The following is a 22,411-nucleotide window of genomic DNA, read 5'->3' on the forward strand; positions in this document are numbered from 1 at the left end:
TGACAGGGTTTATTAATTTACGGAGCTGGATCTGGAATTGCTGCTTGTACTGCATCAATCGCTTTTAAAACCTCCTCCGAAAGTGTTACTTGAATCGTATCTATGTTTTCTTTTAACTGTTCTAATGTTGTCGCACCAATGATCGTGCTGGTTACAAAGGGCTGTTGTTCTATAAATGCCAAAGACAGTTCTGTTAAGGTCAATCCGTTATTAATTGCAATTTCATGATACAAACGAGTAGCTTGAGTACTTTGCTCGCTGTTGTATCGAGAGTATTGCGGGAATAAAGTAAGGCGTGCTTTTGGATGTGATTCACCCGTTAGGAATTTTCCAGATAAAATACCAAAAGCCATTGGTGAATACGCAAGTAAGCCCACATTTTCTCTCAGGCAAACTTCAGCTGAAGCATTTTCAAAAAGACGGTTCAACAATGAATAGGGATTTTGAATCGTTTTTACCCGAGGTAGATTATTGTATTTGCTTTCCTCCAGAAAACGCATCATTCCCCATGGATTTTCATTTGACAATCCAATATGCTTAATTTTTCCAGCTTTTACAAAACCATCTAGAGTTTCCAAGACAGCGTGAATGTTATCTTCCCAAGCATCCTCTTGCGCTGTAAAACCCCGCTGTCCAAAATAATTTGTTTTGCGTTCCGGCCAGTGCAACTGGTACACATCAAGATAATCAGTTTGCAATCGTTTTAGACTTTCGTCTAAAGCAAACTTGATGCTAGCTGGCGAGAAATCTACCTTTTCTCTCATGTAGGCAAAATTAGGATTAGGTCCCGCGATTTTACTTGCCAAAACAATCGCTTCTCGTTTGCCTGATTTTTTAAGCCAAGTTCCTATAATTCTCTCGGTGCTTCCGTAAGTATCTTTATTCGCTGGAATAGAATACATCTCAGCAGTATCAAAAAAATTAACTCCGTTATCTAAGGCATAGTCCATTTGGGCGTGACCCTCAGATTCTGTATTTTGTTGCCCAAAAGTCATCGTTCCAAGACATATCTTGCTGACTTTTATATCCGTATTGGGTAAAGTTGTGTATTTCATTTTTAAGGAAATTGTATTATATTTTCAAAAACAAAGATAAAATTAGTTAATGGTTACTATTTAGTCTTAACAGAAAATTGAGAAAAGTTTACCGGTTGTAAAAAAAATAGAACCGCGAATTTGCAAATTAAAAACCCGTCAAACGAAAGGTAAAATTTGAGAATTTGCGGTAAAAGAAAAAGGTCCAAAGCATAAACTCTGAACCTTTATTTCTTTGAACCTTTGCTCCTTTTTTATTAATCTCATTCAACATTTCGGCAATTTCGTCTAATCTGGCAGCAGGCAAAAGGAAAACAATCTTATTTTTGGTTTGATTCCAGTTCTTTAATCCGTGCCTCTTTTTCCTTGTTGTCGTCTATAAGCAACTTGAGTTGGTCAACAAGGTTTTCGGGAAAGTTATTGATTGTGCCATTGTTTGTACCAACAACGCCACCCTCGTTTTCCTTTACTTTATTCACTTGTTTGTCATCTATAAAATAATCAAAACTCACCTCGAACTCCCTACAAACCTTATCCATAAATTTGAAATCAAGTTTTTTGGTTAGCCCGTTTTCTATATGCGAAAGTGCCGTTTGGGAAACTCCTAATAAATGCGCCATTTCCGACTGTGAAATTTTCTTCTGTTCCCGCAATTTTTTTATTTTATATCCTACAGTCATGGTTATCTTTTATTTTGGTGGAAAATAGTTTATTTCTTCTTACAACTCAAAAGTAGTTTTTTTTAAATTCTTTACGTAAGAAATACACTAAATCTTTTAAAAATAATTCACAATTGTAATGCAGGATGTTTTTATTAGTTTTTGAATGTAAAATATTATTTTTACAATAGCATCAGAAAGTCCTTTATTTGATATTTGCTTCACAATAATTTTATTGTATAATCAAAAAAGTATTATTTTTATGAAAAAATCAGAAGTGAAAACTAAAAAAATGAGTCTTGCCAACATTAAAGGGGGACTAACATTAGTCGAAATGGAAAACGTAATGGCCGGAAAAAATAGTGGGAGTTGTGGAAGTGCCACTGGATTTTTGTGTACTGCAACTGCCTTATTATTGTTTACTGGACCTTTTGCATCTCTTTCGGCAGCTACTGGAATTGGGTGTGCAATTGGAATCTATGCCGGCTGTTCAGAATAAATTATTGACAATTAAACAATAATAAACACCCTAAAAATATAGAATGAACTTAAAAACTATAAATAAATGAAAAATTTAAAAATAAAAAAAATGACTCTTACCAATATTGAAGGCAAATTATCAAAAGAAGAAATGGAAAACATTATGGCTGGAAAAGGCTTTGTAGATGGTATGTGTATAGCAGTTGGAGCAGCTGGAACTTTAGGGTGGTTGGGTGTCGCAGCTTTTGCAACAGGAGGTGGAGCTTTTGTAATTGGGGCTGTAGGAGCTGCTTGCCTCTTGCGAGAAGTTCAAAATAATTGGTAGTAAATTCAAAATAGTGTTCTTAAAATAAGAGGAATTAATACCCTACATCCTTATTAATTAATCGAGTTATCTACCTAAAGACCAATATAAATATCAATCGTTTTAAAAGTTTAGAGATTGTTGAAACTTGCAAAGATGAGTCCGCTCCGAGAAACCTGTCTTGTTGATTTTATTGATTTTTTATGATTTTAAAAAAATTAAATCACTCATTGTCAAGTATTTGCAGTTAGTTAATTTTAATGAATTTGCTTAAAAACTCAAAAAAAGACTTGTCGGAGTAGACTTAAAGATAATTCTTAATTATTTTATCTTTAATATGATTTTCTTTTTCTCTTATATGCTTGATGTGGCCTTTTTTTTATGTAAGCAACTCGATTAATTAAAAAAAAGTATTTAATATGAAATCAATAAAAATAATTTCCGGAATATTAGTAATCGCCTTTCTAATTAATTATGGTTTTACTGGAAAGAAAACAACTTTAGAAAAAATAGTATACCTCATAATTATGCTATTTATTGTCTTTAATAGCGCTAGAAATATGATAAAAAACAAAAATTAAATGTTAAAAAAATCGATTTTCATATACACAATTATATCTACTTGTATAATTGTTTTAAATGAAATTACGAAGTGGTTGCTCAATTTTGATAATCTAGTTTATAATTCCCTATCCGACCAACTCACATCAGCACAAATAAACAAATATTTGGAATTTCAAAATAAATGGCAATGGCTGGGAAATATATTAATACCATTCTTACTTTTCATTAAAACAAGCCTAATTGCTAGTATTCTTTATATGGGCACTTTCTTTTTTAGCAAAAAAGAAGTATCCTACAAAACATTATGGGATATAGCCATAAAAGCAGAGTTTATTTTTTTATTGGTGGCCGTTTGTAAAATCATTTGGTTTTACTTTTTCCAAACGAATTACTCACTTGAAGACATTCAGTACTTCTATCCTTTATCGGCAATAAACATTACGGGCTACGACGGTTTAGAATACTGGTATATTTATCCTTTTCAAACACTCAACTTATTTGAACTGGCCTACTGGTTAGTACTTGCCTATTTTATTGGCAAAGCTACTGAAACTAATATGGATAAAGGGTTAAAAATTGTCGCTTATAGTTACGGCCCTGTCTTGTTGTTATGGATGGTGGTCATTATGTTCGTTACGCTTAATTATTCCTAATTATCACCAAACCCCTCCAAAGGAGGGAAATTAGGAATCCTGCTCATTTACAAACGAGAAAATTAATATGAAAAAATATCTAAAAATAACAATTCCAATTGCAGTTATAGGAATGCTCATTTTTATAAGTTATGAAGTAATCAAGAAAATTAACCATAAAAAGCAAGTTGCCGAAAACATCAAAATTATTCCGTCCTTTCAATACCAAGACTTAAATGGTGCTTTTTTTACCAATAAAAACCTGAAGCCAAATGAGGCAACTGTTTTTCTATACTTTAATAGCGAATGTGAGCATTGCCAAGCCGAAACTCAAATGATAAAAGAAAGTATCGAAAAATTCAAACCTTTTCAACTCGTCTTTATTTCGTTTGAAAAACCAGAAAAAATAAAATCATTTGCAACCCAGTATAAACTCCTAAATTATGATAATGTTCATTTTATATGGGACTCAAAAGTTACTTTCGCTATTACATTCGATGTTAAGTCAGTTCCTTGCCTAGTTTTGTATGACAAAAACAAACACCTTATCGAGAAAATAAAAGGACAAGCAAAGGTGGAAACGATTATAAAAAAACTCTCCCCTTAATCACCACACAAACCAATACGAACTTGCGACGCGAAGAGAAATTGTAGATTAGGAAATTAGATTGAAGATTAACGATTTTTGATTGCAGAACTGAAAACCAATGAACCCAAAACATATCCAGAAAACACATACACTACAACTCGACCAATCGGATTGTGGTGTGGCTTGTTTGTTATCCATCATCAAATTGAATGGGGGCAATCATTCACTTGAAAAACTTCGTGAACTAAGCGGGACAACCAAACAAGGCACAACAATGTTGGGGTTGCACCAAGCGGCAAACCAACTGGGTTTTACTGCCGAGGGATGCAAGGCGGACATTCAAGCACTCAAAGACCACGGCGAACCTGTCATATTACATATTGTTATTGAAGAGCAGTTGCAACATTATGTTGTTTGTTACGAATATGATGAACTAAAAGGTTTTTTAGTTGGTGATCCAGCCAAAGGAATTCATTCTCTAACCGCACCAGAATTAGAAAAAATTTGGGTTTCAAAAACGTGTCTGACGCTTTCGCCAAACGAAAATTTTGTTACCGCTAAAGCGACTTCAAAAACGCAAAAACAGTATTTTCTGGAGTTGCTGGAAGCTGATTATAAACTATTGTGGTTTAGCGTTATTATTGGCGTCTTTGTGGCAGGATTGGGAATGGCGATGTCAGTTTTTTCTCAGAAACTAATCGATGATATTTTACCTTCGCATAATGTCACGAAATTAATTACTGGTGTTGTATTGCTAACGGTGTTGCTCCTGGCAAGAGTCGGCTTTTCGATGCTACGTGAATTTTTTCTTTTGAAACAATCCCAGGATTTCAATAACAGAATCAACAATCAATTTTACAGTTCGCTATTGCATTTGCCCAAGCCTTTTTTTGACACTCGAAAAATCGGTGAATTAGTGGCCCGTTTGAATGATACACAAAGGGTGCAGCGTGTCATCAAAACACTAGCCAGCAGCTTGGCGATAGACATTTTGGTTTCGGTGGTTTCCATTGTTTTTTTATTTACCTATTCTTGGAAAGTGGCGGTAATTGCGGTAATTAGTTTACCAATTTATTTTTATATCATCTATCGTAGTAATAAGATAATCATTGCTTCCCAAAAAGATGTCATGCAATCCTATGCTTTAAACGAAAGTAATTACATTGCTTCCATGCAAGGCATTGCAACGATAAAAAACAACAATCGTCAAGCTGTTTTCGAAAAAACCTATGGGGTCATTTTTGGGAATTTCCAGGAAAAAATATTCAATTTGGGTAAGATAAACATTCAGTTGTCGTGGCAATCGGGTTTGTCGAGCGTCGTTTTTTTGATTGGAATTTTAATTTACACTTCGATAGCGGTTTTCAACAAAGAAATGAAATTGGGAGAATTGATGGCGGTTCTCGGTATTTCGGGTTCTTTGTTGCCATCGATAGCCAATTTAGCGTTGATTTCAATACCAATAAACGAAGCCAAAATTGCATTTAACCGTATGTTTGAATTTGCTTCCATCGAAAAAGAGAATGAAGACGGGGCAACAATTACAACATTGGAAAAAATCAGAATCAATAATCTGTCTTTCCGATTTACAGGAAGAAGCGAATTGTTTTCAAACGTAAATATTGAAATCGCGAAAGGGAAACTTACCGCCATTGTAGGCGAAAGTGGTAGTGGCAAAAGCACCTTAGGTCAAATTTTGCAACGCTTTTATCCCTTCGAAAATGGAGAAATCATTGTGAATAATCAATATTCCCTTTCTGAAATCGAGTTAAAAACTTATCGGGATTTAATTGGGGTAATTCCTCAAGAAATCACCATTTTCAACGGAAATGTGGTGGATAACATTTTGCTTGGCGCAGCAGAAACACCTGAACATTTGATGCAATTTATTCAAGAATATGGTTTTGATTTCTATTTTAGTCAATTGCCGCAAGGATTAGCGACTATTTTAGGAGAAGAAGGAATTAACTTGTCAGGCGGACAAAAACAACTGATTGCTTTGGCTAGAGCTTTATATAAAAAACCCCAGTTTTTAATCCTTGATGAAGCCACCGCTGCAATGGATAGAAAAACCGAGCGGTTTACTACCGACCTTTTACAAAAAATAAAAAAAGATTGCGCTGTGTTTTTTATCTCCCATCGCTTAAGCATGCTCAAAAATATAGCTGATACGATTTATATACTAGAAAACAAAACCATCTCAACTTCAGGGAATCATCCGGAATTGATGGAAACCGAGAATTTTTATAGTGACTATTGGAAAGAATAAAAAAAGGTCCAAAGCAACTACTTTGAACCTTGCCCTCTTTAGAATTTTGATCTTTAATCGATGTCATTCAACATTTGGGCAATTTCATCTAATCTTGGAGTTAGAATGATTTCGATTCTACGGTTTTTTGACTTCCCGTCGGCGGTTGCATTGCTTGCTAATGGAGAAAACTCTCCTTTACCTGCTGCTGTTAAGTTTTCTTTATTGATTTTTTTGTTCTCACTTAAAATAGCTACAATAGAGGTCGCCCTTTTTGTCGATAAATCCCAATTGTCAGCAATAGGTCCTGAGGCTGTAAAGGCATCATCATCAGTATGACCTTCTATTAGTACGGCAATATCAGGATTGTCTCCCAAAACTTTACCCAGTTCTACTACCGCTTTTTTTCCTTCGGAACCGACAGCCCAACTACCTGAATTAAACAGCAGTTTGTTCTCCATAGAAACGTATACTTTGCCGTTTTTTTGCTGTACGGTCAACCCTTTTCCTTCAAAACTATTCAACGCTTTCGATAAGGTTTCTTTCAGTTTTTTCATGCTCGCTTCTTTTGCCGCAATCAAGTCTTCTAATTCCTGCAAACGCTGTGCACTTTTACTTAATCGTTCTTGTTCTAGCGCTAATGCTTTTCCTTTTTCATCTAGCTGATCCAGTAATTCACGATTTTTTTTCATGTTGCTTTGTAGCGCATCGTCACTGTTTTTTTCTAATGCATTATAGGAACTTTGCAAGGCTTTTAATTGAGCTTGAGCTGCTGCATACTCCGCTTTTGCTTTTGCTAATGCTGCTGTAGCATTGCTTACATCCATTTTTAAACCATCTCGATCTAATTCTAATTGATTTTTAGCTTTTGCTAACGCTGTATTATCATCCGCTAGACTTCTATTTTCTTTTTTTAAATCAGTGTATTTGCTTTCTAAATCATTGTATATTTTCTTGGATACACATGAAGTAGATAGCGCCATTACCAATAATCCGATGGAAACTTTTTTAATCATATTAAGTAGATGTTTATGGTTTTCTTTTGTTGTTTTTGGAATCAAAAATTTATTCTAATTCGACCAAAATTGGACAATGATCCGAATGCACTGCATCTGACAGAATCACGGCCCTTTTGAGTTTATGTTGAAGCGAATCGCTGACTAAATTGTAATCAATACGCCAACCTTTGTTATTTCCTCTAGCTCCAGCACGGTAACTCCACCACGAATATTGGTGTGGATCACTGTTAAAATGACGAAAACTATCTACAAAACCAGACTTCATAAATCCGTCAAGCCATGATCTTTCTTGAGGTAAAAACCCAGATACATTTTTGTTGCGCACAGGATCATGAATGTCAATTGCCTCATGGCAAATGTTGTAATCCCCGCAAATAATCAAATTTGGTGTTTGCTTTTTTAGTTCGTTAATATAGTTTTGAAAGTCATCCATAAACTTAAATTTATGATCCAATCGGTCTATATTTGTCCCTGAAGGCAAATACAAACTCATCACCGAAAAATCATCAAAATCAGCGCGCAGATTTCGACCTTCAAAATCCATGTGGTCAATTCCGGTTCCGTAAGTAACATGATTCGGTTTTATTTTAGACAAAATTGCTACACCGCTGTATCCCTTTTTGGTTGCAGAATAATAATATTGATACGGATAGCCCGCATTTGTAATAGCTTCAACAGGAATTTGATCTTCGGTTGCTTTAATTTCCTGAAGGCAAATAACATCTGGATTTGCATGTTGCAACCATTCAATAAAGCCTTTTGAAATAGCCGCTCTGATTCCGTTTACATTGTATGAAATAATTCTCATTATCTATTTTTTTGAAATTCAAATGTAACAAAAAAGAAGAAGTTTGATTCAGAAAAATAGAGAAAATGGAGTTTTTTGCTATCTTTGTTTCTTGCTCTAAAAAAAGAAAAAATTCATGGGTTTAGTCACCGCCAAAGAAGTTGCAAAAGCAATAAATGCAGACAAATACGGAGTTCTAGGTACTTTCTCCGGCTGGATGCTGATGAAGGTGCTAAAAATCTCTACCTTAAATAAAGTATACGATAGGAATAAACATTTAAAGGATGTTGATTTCCTGAATGGTATATTAGATGATTTAAAAATAAAATTCGAAATCCCAGAGGAAGATTTAAAACGACTACCAAAAGAAGGTGCTTACATTACGATTTCAAACCATCCGCTGGGTGGCATTGACGGTGTTTTATTATTGAAATTAATGTTGGAAAGAGAGCCCAATTTCAAAATTATAGCTAATTTTCTTCTGCATCGTATAGAACCCGTAAAAAAATACATCATGCCGGTGAATCCTTTTGAAAATCATAAGGATGCGAAGTCTAGCGTAGTGGGCATCAAGGAAACGCTTCGCCATCTAAGCGATGGAAAACCATTGGGGATGTTTCCCGCTGGTGAAGTTTCTACTTATAAGGATGGAAAATTAATGGTCGACAAACCCTGGGAAGAAGGTGCCATTAAAGTCATTCGAAAAGCTCAAGTCCCTGTTGTTCCTATATATTTTCACGCAAAAAACAGTCGGTTATTTTATTTGCTTTCTAAAATAAGTGGCACTTTCAGGACGGCAAAACTCCCTTCGGAAGTGTTTAGCCAGAAAAGACGCGTGATCAAAGTGCGTATTGGCAAACCCATCTCTGTTAACGAGCAAAACGAACACACCACACTAGAAGAATACTCAGAATTTTTGCGGAAGAAGACTTATATGTTAGCGAATCCTTTCGAAAAAGAGAGCCCGTTTTTGCCAACACCCACTTTAAAAATTCCTAAAAGTCCCAAAACAATTGTTACCCCGGCGAGTCAGGATAAAATGATCAAGGAAGTAGATGCGCTGCGCAGCACGGATTGCCGACTTTTGCAAAGTAAAAACTATGAAGTTTTCTTTAGTGAAGCTGCTAAAATTCCAAATATTTTACATGAAATTGGGCGTCTTCGTGAAATTACTTTTCGAGAAGTAGGCGAAGGAACTAATGAACCTATTGACTTAGACAAACACGATCAATACTACCACCACTTATTTTTATGGGATAACGAAGCAAACAAAATTGCTGGTGCCTACCGCATGGGATTGGGCTCTGAAATATACCCGAAGTACGGAATAAATGGTTTTTACCTCAACGACTTGTTTCGTTTTGAACCAGAATTATATGATATGATGCACAAATCGATCGAGATGGGTCGCGCTTTTATCATCAAAGAATACCAACAAAAACCAATGCCACTTTTCTTGTTATGGAAGGGAATCATGCATACCACCTTGCGTTATCCAGAACACAAATTTTTATTGGGAGGCGTGAGTATTAGCAATCAATTTTCTGATTTCTCGAAATCATTGATGATTGAGTTCATGAAATCGAATTATTACGATCCCTATATTGCACAATACATACACCCCAAAAAAGCGTACAAAGTAAAACTAAAAGATGCCGATAAAGATTTCATTTTTAATGAAACGGAGGCTGATTTAAATAAGTTTGATAAAATAATAGACGAACTGGAGCCAGGAAGCTTGCGTTTACCGGTATTAATAAAAAAATACATCAAGCAAAACGCAAAAGTGGTGGCTTTTAATGTAGATCCTTTGTTTAACAATGCCGTTGACGGCCTGATGTACATACGAATTGCTGATATTCCCGAAAGCACGATGAAACCCGTAATGGAGGAGTTTCAAGCGGAATTAGAACGAAAATTAGCCGACAAAGAAGATTAAATACAAATAGCTTTTTATAAAAAAATCCCGATTTTAAAATCGGGATTTTCTATTTTAGAACCAAGCTTTTTTACCTACTTGATACGTTTGATAAAACTCTTCATCTGATTTTGTTAAGTATATTATACCTTCAATAAGACCCAATATACTTGTTAGTATTCCACATGTAAAAACACTGATTAATAACCATATTATACCTTCTGATGTATAACCTAAAAGAAATTTATGAATTCCTAAGGGACCCAAAAGAATAGCAAGAAGCCCTGCAGCTATTTTTTTATTATCTTGTTGAATCGGGCGTTGATTATTCCATTCTTCATGTTTTAAATTTTCCATGGGTTAATTGTTTTTGATTTGTTTTTTAAGTTGTTTATTGAAATACGGTATCAATTGGCTCCCAAAGTTCGATTTTATTTCCTTCGACATCTAGTATCCAACCAAATTTACCATACTCATAAGACTGCACATCACCTATAATTGTTACACCTTCATCAGATAATTTTTTTAAAAGCTGCTCGAGATCATCCACTCTGAAGTTTTGCATAAACTGTTTTTCACTTGGTTCAAAATAATTTGTATCTGCTACAAAAGGCGACCATTGTGTGCTACAGTCATTTCCTTCTTTGTCTTTCCACCAAAAAGTGGAACCATATTGATCTGTTTTTAAACCTAAATGTTTTCCGTACCAAGCCACCACTTCTTTGGGATTTTTTGATTTGAAAAAGAAACCCCCAATACCCGTAACCCGTTTCTCTATCGCTTCAACTTTGACTTGACCAAAGTATTTTGCTTTTATTTTATCAACTATGACTTGTGCTAATCGTTCATGGCTTTCAAATGTCCAGCCGGCAATATGTGGACTCAAAATCACATTCTTGGCTTTCAACAAATATTGAAAAGCCTCTGGTGTATTTTTATCGTGAAAAAGGGTTTCAAAAGACAATTTCTCGTATTCTAAAACATCCAAACCTGCACCTAGAACTTTACCTGATTTTAGAGCAGTAACTAAATCTGCCGTTACAATGTTCTTGCCACGTGATGTATTTATTATCCAAAAAGGTTTAGCGAAGCCATTGATGAAATCACTATCAACCATTTTATCGGTTTTCGGAGTCCAAGGTATGTGCAAACTTAACACCTCTACCTCCTGCTGAAATACTTCAAATGAAACCTGCTTCGCATTACTATCGCCTACATTTTCTTGAATGTCATAGCACAACACTTTTACATCAAAACCCCGAAGTTTTTTAGCAAACGCTTTGCCCATGTTGCCATAACCAATAATCCCAACGACTTTACCATCTAGTTCGTGACCCCGATTGCTTTCTCGGTTCCAATGTCCGGATCGAATTTCACGATCGGCTTCATTTAATTTATTGAACAAGGACAAAATCATGCCCAACGCATGCTCTGCTACAGCATTCCTATTGCCTTCTGGAGCGGCGATCAGTGTAATGTTCTTAGACTCGGCATAATCACAATCAATGCTTTCGAGACCAGCACCCACACGTGCGATAAATTGTAAATTTGTAGCTTTATCTAAGAATGTTTTGTCAATTTTAAAACGACTCCGAATTACAATTCCTTGGTATTCGTTTATTTTAGCTTCAATTTCCTCTTTTGAAGATGTAAAATCGCTGTGATTCACAAATCCAGATTGTTGCAATTGATCCCACAGTACGGAATGGTTGCTATCGATATGTAGGACTTTGATATCCATAAAGTAGTGTTTTTTTAATACTTCAAATAAACAAAAAAATTACGGTTTATTGTTTTACCAAAGGGAATAAGCTTTGAAAATTGTAAATTAGCGTTCTGAATTTTTTGCTACCCATTGTATTTATGTAGCAAATAAAATCTTAAAAATGAAATTAACTAAAACATTCCACGCTTTTTTTGAAAGCGAAAAATCCGGTGGTCTTTTACTACTTTTTGTGACAATACTATCACTTGTATTAGCTAACTCTCCTTTTCAAACCCAATATATTGCGTTTTGGGAAACGCAACTTGGAAGCCATTCCGTAACTCATTGGATTAACGATGGATTGATGGCAATCTTTTTTCTGTTGATTGGTTTAGAGTTAGAGCGCGAAATATATCAGGGAGAATTATCGAGCCTTAAAAATGCTGCTCTGCCTATTTTTGGCGCTTTAGGCGGCATGGTTGTTCCCGCTGGAATTTTTTTACTGTTAAATATTGGAACCATTACACAAAATGGCGCTGGTATTCCTATGGCTACAGATATCGCTTTTGCGATTGGAATTTTATCTCTTTTGGGAAATCGAGTTCCTACTTCGCTCAAAGTATTTTTGACCGCGCTTGCCGTAATTGATGACTTAGGTGCTATTTTAGTTATTGCAGTTTTTTATACCGAAACTATTGCTTTTATAAATTTGTTTATCGCCTTTGCCATTATGGGCGGCTTATTCATTCTCAACAGACGAAATGTACATAGCCTTTTTCCGTACTTAATTGGAGGCGTAGCCATGTGGTATTTCATGCTGAATTCAGGAGTTCATGCTACAATTACAGGCGTATTGCTGGCATTTGTGATTCCGTTTGGCAATGGAGGCAAGAAAACATCTTCGTATCGACTGCAACATTTTTTACACAAGCCTGTCGCCTTTTTTATTCTTCCCCTATTTGCAATAGCAAACACTTGTATTCCCATAAATTCGAATTGGTATGAGGGATTAAATCACTCCAACACGCTTGGTATTATGCTTGGTCTGGTGATTGGGAAACCACTCGGTATCTGGTTTTTTTCCTTTGCTGCAGTAACTTTAGGAATTTGTACTTTACCACAGGATCTAAAATGGAGTAATATTCTAGGTGCCGGAATGCTGGGCGGTATCGGGTTTGCCATGTCTATTTTCATAACGTTACTAGCGTTTAAAAATGATGGAGAAGAAGTAATTACCTATTCAAAAATTGCAATTTTGATTGCTTCTTTTATTGCAGGAACTTTTGGATTTTTATGGCTAAAATTTAGTTTGAAATCCGGCAAAGCAAAGAAAAAGAACTAGGTACTTAATTACAATACACTTCATCAGCAATTTGCACCGCATAACGGCTGAGCTTATTATAAACTCTACTGCTTTTAAACAATCGAATTACACTTGTACTTTATTGTACAATTATTTTTTTGTTTATACCGTTGTAAGCAAACGCTATTTTTTATTTTTAAAGTATCTCTTTTGTCCTTTCTCTACTTTGCATTCTTGTTTGTTACCTCCATCAAAACGAATACTTAAGCATTGCAAAATCCAAATGTTATAAATAGCAATGAGCAATATTAATGACTATAATAATTCCTAATGTATCGCATTATGCACCTAACAGATACATTGAATTCAGCATTAAAACTTTTACACTGATTTACAATTTAAAATCTGTATATCAATTACTTAACAATATGTCAATGTTACAAATTTAAAAAAAAATTGTGTAAAAGTTATATCGTAAAGTATGCTGACATTTGTGTAAGTGAAAATTAATTCACTCAATAAATACAAAAAAGATGAATACAGAAAAATCAATTGAGATATTAAATTCGTTAATCCAAATCAATAACGACCGAATAAAAGGGTACGAAACTGCTTCAAAAGAGGCTGATGAAACAGACTTGAAAACATTGTTTTCTCATTTTACTGAAACAAGTTTAAAATGCAAATCAGATCTTGTTGCTGAAGTAAAAAGATTAGGCGGAACAGCAACTGAAGGAACAACAACATCAGGCAAATTGTTTAGAGTATGGATGGATATTAAATCTGCCATGACTGGTAGCGACAGAAAAGCGATAATCAATTCCTGTGAATATGGAGAAGAAGCTGCACTTGACACCTATGATGACGCTTTAGCTCATACCGAAGATTTATCATCAGAACAATTAATGATGATTAAAGAACAACATAGTGCTATAAAAGCAAACCAGCAAAAAATAAAAGATTTAAGCAATCATATGGCTTAAATTTTTGCTTGTTGGAACGGGATTTAGCCAAAAATCATATTTACTAACCCATTTGTTGTATTTATCTCTATTAAAAAATTATTGCTTAAGCATTTATCAAGATTCTGAAATTAGGTTCTTGAAAAATGCCTAAGCAATATTTATTTGGTATAGTATTGGAAATTATTTTGGACCTTTTAAAACATTTTCACCAGTAAAAGAACATCTTAAGACCTAATTTGACTTTTCATTTACAGAGCAAGGTTCGCTCTAATTTAGTCTATCCCTTAATTTGTTTCAACGAAGTTTTGATTCCTCGTATTAGGGACGAACTAAAACCGTGCATTTCCATTTCGTTCAATCCTGCAATCGTACAACCTTGCGGTGTGGTTACACGATCAATTAATTGTTCCGGATGTACTTTTTCTTCGAGAAGCATTTCAGCGGCTCCTTTTACGGTTTGTGCTGAAATTGCCAAAGCAGTTTGCCAATCGAATCCAATCTCAATACCCGCTTGCATTGAGGCTCTGATGTAACGCAACGCAAAAGCAGTTCCACTAGCTGCTAAAACAGTAGCTGCATCCATTAACTTTTCGTCAATAATGGGAGCGGTTCCTAAACTCTGAAAAAGAGCGACTACACCTTGCGCCTTATCTTTGTCTTTTTCGTGAAATGCTATACAAGTAGCTGATGCGCCAAATTGTGCCGCAATATTAGGCATAATTCGCACGGCACTATTTGTAGCACCAATCTTGGCTTGCAAATTTTCAATAGATAAGCCACTCACTGCCGAGGCGATGATTTTATTCGAAATTACAGGAAGAATTTCGGCTAAAACCGCATCTACTTGATAGGGTTTTATAGTCAAAATTAAAACGTCAGCCTCTTGAATTTGGTGCGTATTATTACTGGAAACTGTTGCTCCTAATTTTTCAAGATAAAGAATACTAGAGATGTTTCTGCGCGTAATTGTGATTTGGTTTTCAGTTGCAAATTTAGATAGTCCCAGTGCTATAGAAACGCCTAAATTACCACCGCCAATGATGTGTACTTTCATACTAGTTTTGGTTTTCCTATCCCCAACTGTCTCCAAAGGATAGGGAGCCAATTTGGGAAAGTGTTCGTTTTTATTGAATTTTTTAGATTCTTTTATAAAAATTAGGATCTAATTTACTTTTGATTTCTATTGTCTATCGTCTTAATTTTTCTTCCGTTTTACTAAACAAAAAATTAAAAAACGTTTTAAAATTATCCTTACAATTTCTTTCCTCTTTGCACTCTAATCTTGTTTCTTTCTTAAAATCCTAAAATCATTTTTGCTATCGAAAAATAAATCAGAATTCCGCAAATATCGTTGCTAGTAGTAATGAAGGGTCCAGTGGCTAAAGCTGGGTCAATGCCAAATTTATCTAGCAATAACGGTACAAAAGTCCCTATCAATGAAGCAATAATAATTACCGACATCAATGCTACAGTAACAATAACACCAATGATCAATTCGACATTCAGAAGAAAATGACTTCCTAAAAACAATATTGTAGCCAGAATTAGTCCGTTTAATAAACTTAGTGATACTTCTTTAACCAATCTATTAAACAAGGATCCGCTCAACGTATTGTTTGCCAAACCTTGCACAATAATTGCCGAAGATTGCACTCCAACATTTCCTGCCATTGCCGCAATCAATGGTGTAAAGAAAAATAAATTTCCGTGTTGTAGCATAGCACCTTCAAACAAACCGAGCACTTTCACCGAAATAAAACCGCCTAATAACGCTAAAACTAACCACGGCAAGCGCGCTTTTGTGTGCTCAAAAATACTGTCATCGGCCTCAACATCTTGCGAAATACCTGCTGCCAACTGGTAATCCTCATCGGCTTCGTCCTTGATTACATCAACAATATCATCAATGGTGATGCGCCCTACTAATCGTCCTAATTCATCAACCACCGGAATGGCTTCTAAATCGTATTTTTGCATGATACGAGCCACCTCAACATCTTCGGTATCTACTTTAACCGAGTTCAATTTCCTAATGTACACATCATTAATTGGCGTTCTAGAAGAAGTTGTCAATAAATCTTTAAGCGACAAACGCCCTTTGAGTCTATCTTCATCATCAACGACATAAATCGAATGAACTCTAGAAATATTTTCGGCTTGTATTCGCATTTCTTTTACACAAGTGAGCACATTCCAATTTTCATTGACTTTAACCAATTCTTTGTGCATGATTCCACCAGCGGTATCCTCGTCATAACGCAATAAATCGACAATATCTTTAGCATGCTCCACATCCTGAAGCTCAGATATTACTTCGGCTTTCAAATCTTGCGAAAGCTCTGCAATAATATCAGCGGCATCATTGGTTTCCAACTCGTCTAATTCTTCCGCGATCTCTTTTGGCGAAAGCCTGCTTAATATATTTTCCCGCAAATCATCCTCTAATTCTAGAAGAATTTCGGCTGTTTTTTCACTGTCTAAAACTTTAAAGATATAGGTTGCTTCATTAAAGTCCAGCTCATCCAGAATTTCGGCAATATCAGCATGGTGCATATCATTCAATAACACTTCCAGTTGCTGGTCGTTTTTGTTTTGAATGAGTTGCTCTAATTCCTGAATTAGTACTTTGCTGATTTTAAACTCCATCGGCTTCTATTTTTTGAGTAAGTGCAATAAATTGTTCTACGTTTAATTGTTCTGGTCGAAGGTTGAAAATTTCATCCTCTCGCAAAGCATCAGACAAGTTTAAAGTCTTTAAACTATTTCGTAAGGTTTTGCGTCGTTGCTGAAAAGCCGTTTTTACTACCGTAAAGAATAATTTTTCGCCGCAAGGTAAACTAAAATCTTTCTTCCTGCGCAAGCGTAAAACACCCGATTTTACCTTTGGTGGCGGAATAAAAACATGTTCGTCTACGGTAAACAAATACTCCGCATCATAAAAAGCCTGAACCAGAACCGACAGAATTCCATACGCTTTTGTTCCCTTTTTTTCGCAAATTCGCTGTGCTACTTCTTTCTGGAACATCCCTGCAAATTCTGGGATTTGGTCGCGGTATTCTAATGTTCTAAATACAATTTGTGTCGAAATATTGTATGGAAAATTCCCGATAATCGCGAATTGTTTTCCTTCAAAAATTTCGTTGATGTTGTATTTCAAGAAATCTTTTGAAATGATTTTATCTTTTAATTTTGGATAATTTTGATCCAAGTACGTTACTGATTCGGTGTCGATTTCAATTACATACGTATTGATTGGTTTGTCCAACAAATATTTTGTCAAAACACCCATTCCTGGACCTATCTCTAACACGTCATCATATCCTTCTAAATTCAAGGTGTCGGCAATATCTTTTGCAATGCTTTCATCTTTAAGAAAGTGCTGCCCAAGGTGTTTTTTGGCTGTTACTTTTTCCATGCTTATGCTGAATACTATCAGTGTTTTTTATTGTCCTAATTTTATTGGTTTTTGTTTATTTCTCGCAATTGCTGAATATCCAATAAATCCTTAGGTCTGTTTGCTTTAATTTTGCTTATTATTAAATCCTCTAATGAAAGTACATTCCATTTTAAAAAAAGATTGTCATTGACTTGCACTTCTTCACTACTTTCAAATGCTTCTGCAAAAGTTTTATTTACAGAAAATTTTGTAATTAATTCTAAATCCAAGTCTACAGGAGAGAATTTAACGGAAATATTTTGTTCTTGTTTTTTTACATTTTCGGGGAAATCATCAATTTCATATCCCATTTCATTAAAAACGGCTACTAATTTTTTAAAGTTTTCATCCGTGGTCTCTATCCAAAAATCCACATCCGCAGAATGACGCTGGTACCCATGAAAATTTACTGCCCCTCCGCCAACCATCAACATTCTTACCTTATGTTTATTGGCAGTAAAAATGAATTGATTAATATTTTCTTCCCATTTTTGCAACATATCAGCTTGCTTTTATTTGAATAATAAAATTCGAATTAATATCGTTTTTACGCTTCACTGGAAATTGATTAACTTTTTCCATCAAACGCAAAAATTGATAAAAACGTTCTGTTTTGGACAATTTCAAAAAATCCTCCAATTGTTTTCTGTTGCTTTCTTCTTTAGTTTGAAAATGCAGTTCCATGGCTATTTATAATCTGCAATCAGTTCTAATTCTGTTCTAAATGCCAACATTTTGTCACCAAATAATTTTAATCCTTCTTCGCGAAAACTCGGTGCATCCTCTTGATAGTATCGCTCCAAAGTTTCTTTGCTATCTGTTGTGTATTGAACAGAATACGTCACGCCTCCCATCTCTTCCTCAATTAAAACACGAACCATTCTAGCAGCAGTGAATTTTCCTGTTGCCAAAATTTCAGGAATGTGTTTGTGTTGCATCCAGATCATCCATTGATCGTGCAAACTTTCATGTATGTTTGTTGTAACGTTGTATAATATCATTTTTTTTGTTTAATTGGTTAGTTGTTTAACTGGTTAATCGAATGGACAATTAAACAGTTAAACTTTTTTACAAGTTGGTATCGCCACGCAATTGCCTGAACTTTTTCCTCGCTTCTACAAAATAAATACTGTCTTCGTGACTGAATATTATTTTTTCGTACAAGGGCTTTGCTTTTTCAGGAAGCTGTTGCTTGTTGAAAATTTCGGCCGAAAAATATAAGGCTTCATCTATGTAAATACCATCGCTGTGCTTTTCAATAATTGTCTGATACTGGCTTAAAGCTAAAGCAAAATCACCTTTCTTTTCATAAATTTTACCCAATCGCAATAAGGTCACTGCTTCTATTTCCTGACCGGTATAATTTTTAAGAATTGTTTGATATAACCGTATTGCCTCCTCATTTCTATTTTGATAGAGTAGATAATCCCCTTTCGCAAACTCTTTCAAAGCTGTTTGTGTAGAATCTGCGGCTGTATTGTCATTGATCAATAAAAAATACGCTAGGGCATCATTGGCAATCAACTGCGTATTTGCCGATTTTAATTCCTTAAATTGTTTTAGCGCCCATGCAAAATCTGTTTTGAAATAACTTGTTTTAGCTGCTTTCAAGCTAGCTTCATGAGCCACCACAGCGTTCTTTAAATCCAATTCAATCTGTGAATAATAAATCAATGCTTGGTTGAATTTTTCTTCATAAAGCAAAATATCTGCAAGTTCCATTTTGGCAGTGGCCGCTTGATATTCGTTCAATTGCAATTCTAACGCTCTTTTGACTATAGCTTTTCCTTCTTCTGGTTTTTTTAAACTAAAAGTCATGAAATGTGCCTGGATCAGCTGCAAAGATAAGGTAAAAGGTGTTGTTTCAAATTGTTTCAACATCCCGTCTAATTCTGTGCTGATGGCTGCAAAGTCTTTTTCTGTTGCTTTTTCAATTTTCATAGTAACCAAATACGAATTGGCCTGAATGAGCAGTTCTAAATCTTGCGTGTTTTGCAGGACAAAGCCCAGAATTTCCTTAGCAGCTTCCTCATTTCCGTCTTCGATAGCCAGTTGTCCCAAATTTACGATATTGGTCAACGATTCTGGATTGCGTTTGTAAATGGCTTTTTCCTGAATAAAAGCTTTATCAAATTCTTTCTGTTGTACATAAAACCAACTTAAATACCGATTCCAAAATACATCTTGATTTTTTTGTGTTTTTAAAATTAATGCTTTTCGCAAGAGTTCATTGAAATTTGCATCCCCTTCATCAACCATAAACCGAACGAGTTGGTTTTGGATTCTGATGGAGTTTTGAGGATTGGTATAGGCATCTTCCAAAAAGGTGACAATCATCATTTCCATATTAGCCATCTGACCGTATAGTAAACCGATTTGGTAATTAAAATTAAAATCCTCGTCAGATCCTGAGGCAAGTTGATAGGATTTTAATGCGTATTCCAAAAGCACTTTTCGTTCAAAAGCATTTGCGATTCCGTACACTTCTTTTGGATTTTTCTTGATGCGTTCTAAAGCTTGATCGAAATAAGTATTCGCTTTAGCATCTTTTTTTTGCAATAGATTGTTATAACCCAATTCTACTAATATATTCCCTTGTTGGTATTGAGCAAATCGCTGTTGAAGTGCTTTTTCGACACTTTCATACTGCTTTAATTGCTGGGAACAATCAATTATTCTTAGAAAATACTGTGAGTTTTGAGGAATTTCTTTCAGCAGTTCTTCATAGCTGATTTTTGCTTTTTCAAAATCACCTTTATCGTAATAATACTGCGCTAATTGTTCGTTTTGAGAAAAACAAACCAATGAAAAAAACAAAGTAATATATAGAAAGAGTTTTTTCATTTTTAAATGCAATTTGTTTTGTACAACACCAATTTTTATGAACCATATAAGGAATTTAAGGTCATATAAGATTGCTTTTATTAGAAGTACAACATTCTAGAACAGACTTATATGACCTTAAATACCTTAAATGGTAGATTTTTTAATCTATAATATCAAACCCACAATACGGGCGCAATACCTCTGGAATTACAATCCCTTCCGGAGTTTGGTAGTTTTCTAAAATTCCTGCCAAAACCCTTGGCAAAGCCAATGCACTTCCGTTAAGAGTGTGTGCCAATTGATTTTTTCCGTCTTTATCTTTGAAACGCAATTTCAAACGATTCGATTGAAAAGTTTCAAAATTAGAAACCGAACTAATTTCTAACCAACGATCTTGCGCTGTAGAAAACACTTCGAAATCATACGTTAATGCTGAAGCAAAACCCATATCACCGCCACAAAGACGCAAAATTCTATATGGTAATTTCAATTCCTGTAATATATTTTTAACGTGTTCTACCATTCCGTCTAATGCTTCGTATGACTTATCAGGATGTTCTACACGTACAATTTCTACTTTATCAAATTGATGCAATCGGTTTAATCCACGTACATGCGCACCATAAGAACCTGCTTCACGACGGAAACATGGCGTGTAAGCAGTAGTTAAAACTGGTAATTCGTTTTCGCTTAAAATTACATCACGAAATAAATTTGTCACCGGAACCTCAGCAGTAGGAATTAAGTACAAATCATCCGTTTTATCATGATACATTTGCCCTTCTTTATCCGGCAGTTGCCCTGTTCCATAAGCCGAAGCTTCGTTCACCATGTGCGGAACTTGAACTTCATTATAACCTGCAGCAGTATTTTTATCCAAGAAATAATTGATCAAGGCGCGTTGTAATCGTGCTCCTTTACCTTTATACACTGGAAATCCTGCTCCAGTAATTTTCACACCCAATTCGAAATCGATGATGTCGTATTTTTTTACTAATTCCCAATGTGGTTGCGCTCCTTCGTGCAAAACTGGAATTTCGCCTTCTTCAAAAACATTTAGGTTTTCCTCTGGCGTTTTTCCAACAGGAACAATATCAGCCGGAAGATTAGGCAACGTATATAATTTCTCTAACAATTCAGCAGCAAGTACATCAGCAGTTTCTGCTAAAGCCTTGCTTTTCTCTTTGTTTAAAACGGTTTTTTCTTTTAGAATCGCGGCCTTTGCTTTCTCTCCACCTTTCATCAATTCGCCAATGTCTTTGGATAATTTATTAGATTCTGAAAGGATATTGTCTAGCTCTACTTGAGTAGCGCGGCGTTTTTCATCCAGTTGAATCACCTCTTGGACAACACTTGTAGCATCGATGTTTCTCTTTGCTAAAGCGGTGATTACTTTTTCCTGATTCTCTCTAATAAATGCAATTTGTAACATAGCTTGATTTTTTTAACGCTAACTTTTATAATTATGGAAGCAAATTTAGGGAAATGTTTGATAGTATGAGATAAAAGTTTTATCAAAAAGCGAATTAAAAAGGGGAATTGCAACGCTTTTTTTATACATCTATAGATTTGAATAAAATAAATAAACGAGAATGTTTATTGGGTAATTTTTTAATTACCTGTTTATGAATTTTTACGGTAGTTTGAACTATAAATTATTTAAGTACATCATTTATAATACGTTGAACGTATTGTAAAAAAACATATTTTTGAATACCTATTTTTACTTAATAGAAAACAATAAAGTAGTAGGGAGTCGATTGTACAAATAAAATTTGAAATCGTTATGAGTAATACTATCAACCGTAGAAATTTATTTAATTTAATATTTCACTAGTGTCCACTAAAAAATAAAACAAGTTCTTTGAAATTATTGTAAATCTGTATTTTAAGAGTCATTTTTGAGCGTGACGATTTGAAATGATTATTATGTTCGTAAATC

The 22,411-nt window shown here is 34.9% G+C and carries 21 protein-coding genes and 1 pseudogene; 8 read left to right on the top strand and 14 right to left on the bottom strand.

Features of this window, described 5'->3' with window-relative positions; translation table 11 throughout:
- Positions 1–17: 17 nt before the first annotated feature.
- Together ACNQGB_RS12955 and ACNQGB_RS12960 are read right to left on the bottom strand one after the other, a co-directional pair.
- Positions 18–1,055 carry an aldo/keto reductase gene (locus ACNQGB_RS12955; protein WP_417944258.1) on the bottom strand — a complete coding sequence of 346 codons (1,038 nt, stop codon included), beginning with the start codon at positions 1,053–1,055 and terminating at the stop codon, positions 18–20.
- Positions 1,056–1,354: 299 nt separating this feature from the next.
- Entirely contained in the window at positions 1,355–1,714 is a 360-nt protein-coding gene (locus ACNQGB_RS12960; RefSeq protein WP_417944259.1) for a helix-turn-helix domain-containing protein, read from the bottom strand.
- Positions 1,715–1,955: 241 nt separating this feature from the next.
- Between ACNQGB_RS12960 and ACNQGB_RS12965 the strand changes: the two genes are divergently transcribed.
- The 5 genes from ACNQGB_RS12965 (at position 1,956) to ACNQGB_RS12985 (ending at position 6,531) form a co-directional block, all read left to right on the top strand.
- Positions 1,956–2,192, top strand: a complete 237-nt coding sequence (locus ACNQGB_RS12965) for a hypothetical protein (RefSeq protein WP_417944260.1) — start codon at positions 1,956–1,958, stop codon at positions 2,190–2,192.
- Between the two features lie 66 nt (positions 2,193–2,258).
- Positions 2,259–2,498: a hypothetical protein gene (locus ACNQGB_RS12970; RefSeq protein WP_417944261.1), complete on the top strand. Its 240-nt coding sequence runs from the start codon at positions 2,259–2,261 to the stop codon at positions 2,496–2,498.
- A 560-nt stretch (positions 2,499–3,058) separates the two neighbouring features.
- Positions 3,059–3,694, top strand: coding sequence for a hypothetical protein (locus tag ACNQGB_RS12975; protein ID WP_417944262.1), 636 nt, complete (start codon positions 3,059–3,061; stop codon positions 3,692–3,694).
- A 67-nt stretch (positions 3,695–3,761) separates the two neighbouring features.
- The gene (locus ACNQGB_RS12980) at positions 3,762–4,280 is read left to right on the top strand and encodes a TlpA family protein disulfide reductase (RefSeq protein WP_417944263.1); all 519 of its coding nucleotides are present in this window, start codon (positions 3,762–3,764) and stop codon (positions 4,278–4,280) included.
- Between the two features lie 100 nt (positions 4,281–4,380).
- Positions 4,381–6,531, top strand: a complete 2,151-nt coding sequence (locus ACNQGB_RS12985; protein WP_417944264.1) for a peptidase domain-containing ABC transporter — start codon at positions 4,381–4,383, stop codon at positions 6,529–6,531.
- Between the two features lie 53 nt (positions 6,532–6,584).
- Here the strand turns inward: ACNQGB_RS12985 and ACNQGB_RS12990 are convergent, their stop codons facing one another.
- Together ACNQGB_RS12990 and ACNQGB_RS12995 are read right to left on the bottom strand one after the other, a co-directional pair.
- Entirely contained in the window at positions 6,585–7,526 is a 942-nt protein-coding gene (locus tag ACNQGB_RS12990; RefSeq protein ID WP_417944265.1) for an OmpA/MotB family protein, read from the bottom strand.
- A gap of 49 nt (positions 7,527–7,575) precedes the next feature.
- On the bottom strand, positions 7,576–8,337 hold the full coding sequence (locus ACNQGB_RS12995; protein WP_417944266.1) for an exodeoxyribonuclease III: 762 nt from the start codon (positions 8,335–8,337) through the stop codon (positions 7,576–7,578).
- A 115-nt stretch (positions 8,338–8,452) separates the two neighbouring features.
- Here ACNQGB_RS12995 and ACNQGB_RS13000 point away from each other — a divergent pair, with 115 nt between their 5' ends.
- Positions 8,453–10,255 carry a GNAT family N-acyltransferase gene (locus ACNQGB_RS13000; protein ID WP_309759253.1) on the top strand — a complete coding sequence of 601 codons (1,803 nt, stop codon included), beginning with the start codon at positions 8,453–8,455 and terminating at the stop codon, positions 10,253–10,255.
- A gap of 54 nt (positions 10,256–10,309) precedes the next feature.
- Here ACNQGB_RS13000 and ACNQGB_RS13005 read toward each other — a convergent pair whose 3' ends face one another.
- Both ACNQGB_RS13005 and ACNQGB_RS13010 read right to left on the bottom strand, forming a co-directional pair.
- On the bottom strand, positions 10,310–10,591 hold the full coding sequence (locus ACNQGB_RS13005) for a TM2 domain-containing protein (protein WP_417944267.1): 282 nt from the start codon (positions 10,589–10,591) through the stop codon (positions 10,310–10,312).
- Positions 10,592–11,036: 445 nt separating this feature from the next.
- Positions 11,037–11,975 (bottom strand): annotated as a pseudogene (locus tag ACNQGB_RS13010) (2-hydroxyacid dehydrogenase); the annotation flags it as partial.
- 145 nt (positions 11,976–12,120) lie between these two features.
- On the opposite strand from ACNQGB_RS13010, the gene nhaA reads away from it, so the two are divergent.
- Positions 12,121–13,281: a Na+/H+ antiporter NhaA gene (gene nhaA / locus ACNQGB_RS13015; protein WP_417944268.1), complete on the top strand. Its 1,161-nt coding sequence runs from the start codon at positions 12,121–12,123 to the stop codon at positions 13,279–13,281.
- Positions 13,282–13,775: 494 nt separating this feature from the next.
- Positions 13,776–14,225, top strand: a complete 450-nt coding sequence (locus tag ACNQGB_RS13020) for a PA2169 family four-helix-bundle protein (protein WP_417944269.1) — start codon at positions 13,776–13,778, stop codon at positions 14,223–14,225.
- 259 nt (positions 14,226–14,484) lie between these two features.
- Here the strand turns inward: ACNQGB_RS13020 and proC are convergent, their stop codons facing one another.
- From proC to serS, 8 genes are all read right to left on the bottom strand, one after another.
- Positions 14,485–15,261, bottom strand: coding sequence for a pyrroline-5-carboxylate reductase (proC, locus tag ACNQGB_RS13025; protein WP_417944270.1), 777 nt, complete (start codon positions 15,259–15,261; stop codon positions 14,485–14,487).
- A gap of 239 nt (positions 15,262–15,500) precedes the next feature.
- Positions 15,501–16,853 (bottom strand): magnesium transporter, encoded by a 1,353-nt coding sequence (gene mgtE, locus ACNQGB_RS13030; protein ID WP_309758739.1) that lies wholly within the window; start codon positions 16,851–16,853, stop codon positions 15,501–15,503.
- A complete protein-coding gene (gene rsmA / locus ACNQGB_RS13035) occupies positions 16,843–17,622 on the bottom strand; it encodes a 16S rRNA (adenine(1518)-N(6)/adenine(1519)-N(6))-dimethyltransferase RsmA (RefSeq protein ID WP_417944272.1) in 780 nt (259 codons plus the stop codon). The genes mgtE and rsmA overlap by 11 nt, the downstream gene beginning before the upstream one ends.
- A 41-nt stretch (positions 17,623–17,663) precedes the next feature.
- Positions 17,664–18,143: a nucleotidyl transferase AbiEii/AbiGii toxin family protein gene (locus ACNQGB_RS13040; protein ID WP_417944273.1), complete on the bottom strand. Its 480-nt coding sequence runs from the start codon at positions 18,141–18,143 to the stop codon at positions 17,664–17,666.
- A 1-nt stretch (position 18,144) separates the two neighbouring features.
- Complete coding sequence (locus tag ACNQGB_RS13045) at positions 18,145–18,327, bottom strand: hypothetical protein (protein WP_417944275.1); 183 nt, start codon at positions 18,325–18,327, stop codon at positions 18,145–18,147.
- 2 nt (positions 18,328–18,329) lie between these two features.
- The gene (locus ACNQGB_RS13050; protein WP_417944276.1) at positions 18,330–18,644 is read right to left on the bottom strand and encodes a DUF4286 family protein; all 315 of its coding nucleotides are present in this window, start codon (positions 18,642–18,644) and stop codon (positions 18,330–18,332) included.
- A 67-nt stretch (positions 18,645–18,711) separates the two neighbouring features.
- Complete coding sequence (locus ACNQGB_RS13055; protein ID WP_417944277.1) at positions 18,712–20,487, bottom strand: tetratricopeptide repeat protein; 1,776 nt, start codon at positions 20,485–20,487, stop codon at positions 18,712–18,714.
- Positions 20,488–20,629: 142 nt separating this feature from the next.
- Entirely contained in the window at positions 20,630–21,901 is a 1,272-nt protein-coding gene (serS, locus tag ACNQGB_RS13060; protein WP_417944278.1) for a serine--tRNA ligase, read from the bottom strand.
- Between the last annotated feature and the right edge of the window lie 510 nt (positions 21,902–22,411).

Source organism: Flavobacterium frigidum (genome assembly GCF_048286795.2).